This is a genomic window from Areca yellow leaf disease phytoplasma (genome assembly GCF_041920595.1).
Window position 1 is genome coordinate 67379 of sequence record NZ_CP169277.1, and the last position, 7332, is coordinate 74710.

At 27.0% G+C, this 7332-nt stretch carries 9 protein-coding genes; all 9 read left to right on the forward strand.

Features of this window, described 5'->3' with window-relative positions; all coding sequences use genetic code 11:
• Positions 1 to 192, forward strand: a 192-nt coding sequence (locus ACEW7V_RS00335) for a hypothetical protein (protein ID WP_374695516.1), incomplete at its 5' end; no start/stop codon positions are given.
• Positions 193 to 366: 174 nt separating this feature from the next.
• Positions 367 to 525, forward strand: coding sequence for a hypothetical protein (locus ACEW7V_RS00340; protein WP_374695517.1), 159 nt, complete (start codon positions 367 to 369; stop codon positions 523 to 525).
• 2630 nt (positions 526 to 3155) lie between these two features.
• On the forward strand, positions 3156 to 3290 hold the full coding sequence (locus ACEW7V_RS00345) for a hypothetical protein (protein ID WP_374695518.1): 135 nt from the start codon (positions 3156 to 3158) through the stop codon (positions 3288 to 3290).
• An 830-nt stretch (positions 3291 to 4120) separates the two neighbouring features.
• Positions 4121 to 4447 (forward strand): ABC transporter transmembrane domain-containing protein, encoded by a 327-nt coding sequence (locus tag ACEW7V_RS00350; protein WP_374695702.1) that lies wholly within the window; start codon positions 4121 to 4123, stop codon positions 4445 to 4447.
• Between the two features lie 272 nt (positions 4448 to 4719).
• A complete protein-coding gene (locus tag ACEW7V_RS00355; RefSeq protein WP_374695703.1) occupies positions 4720 to 4809 on the forward strand; it encodes a hypothetical protein in 90 nt (29 codons plus the stop codon).
• A 93-nt stretch (positions 4810 to 4902) separates the two neighbouring features.
• On the forward strand, positions 4903 to 5145 hold the full coding sequence (locus ACEW7V_RS00360; protein WP_374695519.1) for a hypothetical protein: 243 nt from the start codon (positions 4903 to 4905) through the stop codon (positions 5143 to 5145).
• 159 nt (positions 5146 to 5304) lie between these two features.
• The gene (locus tag ACEW7V_RS00365; protein WP_374695520.1) at positions 5305 to 5490 is read left to right on the forward strand and encodes a hypothetical protein; all 186 of its coding nucleotides are present in this window, start codon (positions 5305 to 5307) and stop codon (positions 5488 to 5490) included.
• Positions 5491 to 5575: 85 nt separating this feature from the next.
• Positions 5576 to 5764 carry a hypothetical protein gene (locus tag ACEW7V_RS00370; protein WP_374695521.1) on the forward strand — a complete coding sequence of 63 codons (189 nt, stop codon included), beginning with the start codon at positions 5576 to 5578 and terminating at the stop codon, positions 5762 to 5764.
• A gap of 648 nt (positions 5765 to 6412) precedes the next feature.
• Entirely contained in the window at positions 6413 to 6700 is a 288-nt protein-coding gene (locus tag ACEW7V_RS00375; protein WP_374695522.1) for a hypothetical protein, read from the forward strand.
• Positions 6701 to 7332 lie beyond the last annotated feature (632 nt).

A 7332-nucleotide genomic window follows, 5' to 3' on the forward strand; every position in this document is an offset into this window, starting at 1 on the left:
ATATTGTTTTTATTAAAAAAACTTTATTTTAAGAAATTACAATTATTTAGTTTTTTATTTTTAATGTTATTTTATTCATTTACAAGTTCTAAAGTTATGGCTTTTAATCTTGATGATTATGAACAGATTATTCTCAAAAAACATAATGTACTTGATTGGCGTCATTCCGATGGAGCATACTTTTTCAGATAATGCTAGAGTTTTTTATGGTCTTTCAGGAATCAAACCCATTCCTTTTCATTCATATAAAGAATTTGTAAATGCAAATCATTTAATAAAAAATGCTGCTTTAATAGCAAGTAATTTTGTTCCAATTCTGGTTTAAAAAGTAGTTAGCTTTGGGTTTTGATGCTAAAGATGAATTTTTTGCCAAGCTCTAAAATTGCTATGTTTAACGATGTGATAGATTATCATTTGAATTCAAATGTAGAACAAGGTTTTTCTTTTGAACTTTCTCAATTAGACGAAATTAAAGAAGTAGAACTTACACTTTTTGTGATTGTCCTACAGATTCTACCCTTTTAGAAATAGCTAAAGATTTTTTTGAAGGAATAATAGATAACAATTTCAAGTAACCCTCAACAAATGGAGAAATTTGGCAAAGATATTTTTAAAACATTATACATTCTATAAAAACAAGAAATAGTTAAAAAAGAATTAAAATATATTAAGAAAAAGATTAATCAAAGTAGGACATGCTATTGCTAAAACAACTTTGAAAAAGTACTAAAAAAAGCAGTAGGTAGTTTTTGGGGCAAAGTATTTTTTTTCCTGAGGTTTTTGAAGCAGCTGAGGCAGCGAAAGCAAATACGAATCTTATGCGTATATAAATAAAAAAATTATTTTTGATATAACAAATAATTATTATAAAAAAACAATTGGATTTTCAGTTCATTTTCCTTCTGAAGATGTTATAGAAGTTTATGAATTATTTTTAGATAATAACAAAAAAGATCTTATAGGTTAGTCCAAAAAAAGTGAAATTTCTAATTCTTTCGCATGTTTTAATTAATATTTTACAACCTAAACACAGGTTCGGTCCTTAATATTTAAATCTTTATTGTGGTAAAAGAAATAAACTAAAATTATAAGGAGGATTGATAAATATGAAGTTCTTAGATTTCATTTTTGATAATCCTGAGTATTTTAATAAATTGTTAAAAAAACTCATAATCATAAAAATCAAAAAATAAATAAATTAATGCAAAAACATGTTTCTAATAAAACTGATAAAATAGTTTTTTATAAGATGGTTTTTTATAAAATTTTTATCCTTAATTTATTTTGTTTACTATCAGGATTAATTATTTATCAGTTATTAACCCACTATCACAGTACATTATATTCTTTTTACAAACCAAAATAACAAATATAAAGGAATTGATTTTATTTTTAATTGGCTTTAAATTAATCATTATTTTGATATGTTGTTTTTATAAATTAAGTCTTTATTATTGGAATTGTTTTTGTTGCCGATAGCTCTTCATTTGATGGTTATATTATTAGGGTTTTTGTATGCTGCTTTATTTTGCTTTTACCGCTTTTATGGTAAACAATATTTGGATTCCCCCCCCTTTTTATTCAACATTTAATTCCTTTAGTTCCTTTTTAATATCTTTGTTAATTGCTATTTTGATTTTAGTTTTTATTACTTTTATATAAAATAAATAAAATTAAAGTTTATCCTGATTCATTAAAGTTTTAAAAATATTTTTTCTTATTAGTTTTATTGGTTAAATTATTTGTTTTTCTTTATATTGATATCATAATTATTTTTCTAACTTCTTTTTTCTTATTATCCTTATATTTTTATCCTTAATAACTTTTATCATAGGTATTTTAAGGTGGGTTTATTTTTTACATCAATTAGATAACTTTGCTAAAAATAAAGTGCTTGCCAAAGAATATGAATGGATTTTAGTTAATTTTTTATGGCTTTCTAGTATGGAAGTAATTTTGTAGTATATTTGAACTTTTTATATATTTTATTACTTATTTAGGTAATATAAAAAATGATAAAAGATAAAAATTTAAGTATTTATATTAAATTGAAAGAGGTATATTTAATATTATTATAATTATTTTTCGTTTATTTAAGGGTAAAAAATAAATTCATTAACTACAAATAAAACAGGTTTCATTCTTCATATCTCAAACTATTTACTTAGTTTGAGGTTTTTATATCTTACAATAATTATTAAAAAACTTATATCTTACAATCAATTAATAGTTTAAAGAAATGTTTGAAAGAAACCCAAAAACAAGAACAAAAAGGGAAAAGATTAATTGAAATTCAAATTTTTGAATGGTCTAGATTAGTTGGCAGCATTTCTTATTTGTTTGCTCTTTTTTTTATTTTATTATGGTATAAATAAAGAATTAAGTTAATTATATAAAATATTTAATATTGTGTGTTTCTTTCCTTTTTTTAATATCTAGTTTATTAATAGATTATAGAACTTTTAATATTTTTTAATATGTTAGTTAATTTTGTTTATAATATAAAGAACAAAAGAAAAAGAAAACCTCACTGAACCCCAAACACTTATAATTAAATATTTTTTAGATATTTTGCTATTTTTATAATTAAAAAATGTTATAATACAAATGTAAAACCCCCTTTATTTTATTTAAAATGTTAAAAGTTGGTTTTTTATTGGTGGTCTTTTGACTTTAAAGTATTTTTTGCGTTTTCTTTTTGAGTTTTGCAATAATTTAATTTCAACCCATTTAAAAAAACATCCATTTTTTGATTTTTCAAATTATTTTTCATATTTGTTATTTATTAAATTGTTTTATAAAAATATTAAAATCTAAGAATTTTAAAGAGTTTTTGAATCCTTTTTTTTGACTTTTGTTATTCCTTTATTTTGGATACAATAACTAGAAATAATTACAAAAGAACTATCTTTAATTTTTATTAAAAAGGAGTTTTGAAATGATAGAAAATTATAATTTTTACCTCTAAATCTTGCAATTTGCTAAAGGTTTTAAAGCTTTTATTGCTCGTGTTAATGTCATTAATTGCTTCATTTTGCAGTTGTAATAGGACAACTTTTTGCCAAAATTGCTTAAGTTCTTTGGTAGCTTGAATATTATTATTCCTCTTTTTTTCTTTGTTGTTTAATTATACTGGGGCTTTTAAAAGATTTGAAATGAAATTAAAAGCTAATACTTATCTTGGTTATGGCAATTTTTTACAAACTATTTTAGAGTTTTTGTTGCTTTCTTTTATTATTTATACTATTTTTAACTTTAATGTCATGGAAAAATCCTTTGCAAAAGGATAAAGTCGATAAGAATATGTTACTTTTAAAACAAAGTCTTGATGAAAATTGCTTTATTGAAGAAATTAAAGATATTTTGAAATCAAATAAGTAATTGCAAGTTAGTATTAACAATAAATATTATTTAGTTGTTATTAAAACAATTATAAGGGACTATTTTTAATAGTCTTTTTTTATTACGTTTTATTATTTTAATTATATTTTCACCCTTTTTATCCTTATTTTTTACCATTATTACTTGAAAGAAATTACAACAAAAAAAATAACCATATAAACAAAGAAATTGTGAGTTTAGACTAATGAAAATTATTTGGAAATATTTATTCAAATACAAAATGTTGTTGTTATTAAATTTAATTGCTGTTTTGTTTGTTTGTTGTAGTGAATTGGGAATTCCTTTTATAATTGGTAAATTTATTATTGATTATAATAAAAATCAAATTGATCCTTTCTGCACTTTTAGGGCTTTTAGCTTTATGTGCTTGTTGTGGTTTTATAGGAAATCTAATTCTTAATTATTGTGCTTCCAAAGTATCATCCTTGCTTTTTCAAGATTTAAGCATCGATATTTTTAAAAAGTACAAACTTTTTCGCCCACTGAGATGAAACAATTAGGGATTTCTTCTATCCTTAACTATACTACTTTGGATGTTTTTCAAGTAATGAATTTCATTTCTGTTTTTACCGTACTGCTGTTGTGTCTCCTATTACGCTTGTAGTTAGTGTTGTTGCTATTTTTTATGTAGCTTCTTTTTTGCTTTTAGGAATCCTTTTTGTTGCTCCTTTTTAGTTTTAACCTTATTTATTATTATTCTTAAAAAATCTTATATTTTATCAAAGCAACAACAAAAAAATTAGATGAATTAAATGTTATTACTCGCGAAAATTTAATTGGGATTAAATCTATTCGTGCTTTTCGCCAAAGTCAATATGAAACTTCTCGTTTTTCTAAAGTAAATCATAAATATAGTTTTTTTTCTATTAAATTATTTAATTTTATGGTTTCTATTGATCCTATCTTTTATTTGTTTTTAAATTGTTCTATTTTGATTAATGTTGGAGTAGGAGTATATTATTTAACTCAAAGTCATCCTGATTTTACTACGGGAAACTTCTTTCATGTATTGATTATCAATTTCATGTTTTATTTGCTATTTTAGATTTTTTACTACTCTTTATGATGTTTCCTAAAACTTTGGTATCTGTTAGAAGAATTGAAAATGTTTTAAATATTACCCTAAAATTCAAATGTTTGTAAACCTTTAAAACCGCAAATGCCTTTTCAAACTTTGTCTTTTGAAAATGTCACTTTTACTTATCCTGATGCTACAAAACCCATGTTAGAAAAAGATTAATTTTAGTATGAAACAAGGACAAATTGTAGCTTTTTGTAGGTTCTACTGGTTCAGGAAAAACAACCCTAATAGGGCTTATTCCTCGCCTTTATGATGTGTGCGAAGGTGCTATTAAAATTAATGATATATTGATATTAAAGAATATGATCTTAATTATTTGCGTGTAATAAAATTAGTTTTATTTCTCAAAAAAATTTTTATTTAAAGGAACTATTAGAAGTAATTTAGCTTTTGGCAAACAAAATCCTCAAGAAAATCAAATGACAGAAGCATTACAACTTGCTCAAGCTTATCAAATTGTACAAAATAAAAATCATAAATTTAATGAAAGAGTAAGTGAATTAGGTACTAATTTTTCAGGACAAAAACAAAAAAGGCTTTCTATGGCAAGAGGATTTCTTAAAAAACCTGATATCTATATTTTTGATGATTCTTTTCAGCTCTTGATTATAAAACTGAATATGAAATTAGAAAAGCTTTTTGAAATGAAAGATCAGCCTTAGTGTTAATTGTTGCTCAAAACTTACTTCTGTTATTAATGCTGATAAAATTATTGTTTTAGAAGAAGGAAAAATGAAAGCTATAGGAACGCATCAAGAATTAATGAAAAATTGTCTTCTTTATCAAGAAATTGCCAAATCCCAAAATTTAGAGGTTGTTGTATGAAAAGAATTTTGAGATATTTAAAACCTTTTAAAAAACAAATTAATTTAGGGCTTTTATTAATTTTTGTAGCTTCCCTTTTTAATGTTTTTTTGTTTTATTTTGAAGGTAGATTTATTACTGATAAAATTCAAAATTATTATAAAGATAAAAATTCCTTTTCTGTTCCTTTTTTTTGGCAATGATATTATGTCTTATATTATCTTTATTTTATGTATTAATTTATTTTTATATTTTGTTGTTTTTATGTGTCGTGTCTTTTTTAATAAAATGTTAATTTCATCTATTCATCAAGGGATGAGAGATTTGCGTCAAGATGTGCAAAAAAAAATTCATCGTTTACCTATTAAATACTTCGATTCTAATACTTTAGGAAATATTATGGAAAATAGGTTCAATTATACTGGTTTCAACGAAGCAAAAATCATGCAATTCGGAGTTTTATGCAGGGAGAAATAATTCAGACAACAGGGCAATTACGGGCTGCAACTAGATTGTCTTCCCCGTTTATAATCCCTGCTACGAAGTTATAACCCAATGGATCCCCTACACGCCCTAGGAACACCCCGTGGAATGGGAGGAGGAGGCTTGCGCCTCGCTTAGTTCCTAGGACCGGACGTCCTGGGGAGTCTACTTCGAGCAGACAAAATAAAAAGAGAACAATCAAAACAAGCAAGCAAATCAGAAACCCTAGACTGGGCTCTGATACCAAAAATGATGCAGAACAAATAAAGGGATGCGATGCGGAAGTAAATTAAGATTAACTAATTTTTTTGTTGTTTTTATATGTTTGTAGAAGTTGGCTTCAAATCAAAGAAAAGTTAACCTAACATTGAAAGATACTAATATGATAATTGAAAGCACAATTTTAAAGAAACTAAATTATCAGAGTAGTTCAGAAGCAACGGATCGCTGGGGGTTGAGAAACTCCCAGACCTAGGGTTTCGCTCCGAACTTTCAACAGAACAGAAATAAAGAAGAGATGGTTTATCTAACCAGACAATGATCTTCACAGATTTTGGTGGAAGAACTCTCCTGAGCAGATTGTTGGATCCTCGGAGTCGGATATCTTCGTAATGGATCCTCCAATACTGGTCCTTTGGCGGGTTGGCTTCTCCTGAACTCAAGATCTGGAAGAGAAGAAAAACAATTGATGGAATCAGAGAGTCAAGGGAAAAGATTTACCAGGTTGATGAACTTGAAGATCGAAATTGCTTTGCTGAAAACTGGATTCTCCTTGAATCTGATGTGATTTTCCTTGGAACTTGCTCTGGATCTGAAGTAGCCGGACTGGATCTGGATGAAGGTGGACGGCCTGGACTTGTAGAGAGAGAGAGGCCGTGGGAGATGGATGGATCTAGGGTTTGGTGGATGGAAAATAATGAAGGTGGCTAGGGTTTTGGAATTTCAAGTGGCTAACCTAGGGTTTTGGATAAAGATGGAGATCTCTCACCTCCTCAAGGCTCCAATGGAACCCGGATTACCCCCTCACGGAGCTCAACACTTAGAATAGTGCGGAAGAAGAGAAACCTAGGTCACTCAACACAAGAGAATAGCAAAAATAATTTTTCTTCATTGATTTTTTAAAGTTACAAAGAGAGGTCTATTATATAGACCTAAAATTTTCTCCTAGCTTGTACAAATTCCCATGTGGGACTAAACTCCAACCCCTAGATTAGGTAGAAAATCCTCTCCCTTGGCCGACCAAGAGTCAAAAAAAAATTGGGACGGCCATAAAAGGAATTGTTTTGGAACTTTTATGGCACCTCCTTTGGAGTTGGATTTGGATCTGGAGTCCTCTTCTTCTTATGGTATTTCTTCTTTTCTTCCACTCCAAGTTAAGCTCTTTGATTTTGATTTGAACTTCAATTAGGAGTAGGTTGGATGTCCTTCTTTGATTTCTTCTCCAAGAGAAGTTTTCTTCCTTCTTTGCTTAGGTAAATTAGGCAGGTGTGGGCGCCTCCTTTAATGTAGCCTCCAATTTGATTTTTTCTTCTTTGGATGTGGGGACCATGACAATACATGTA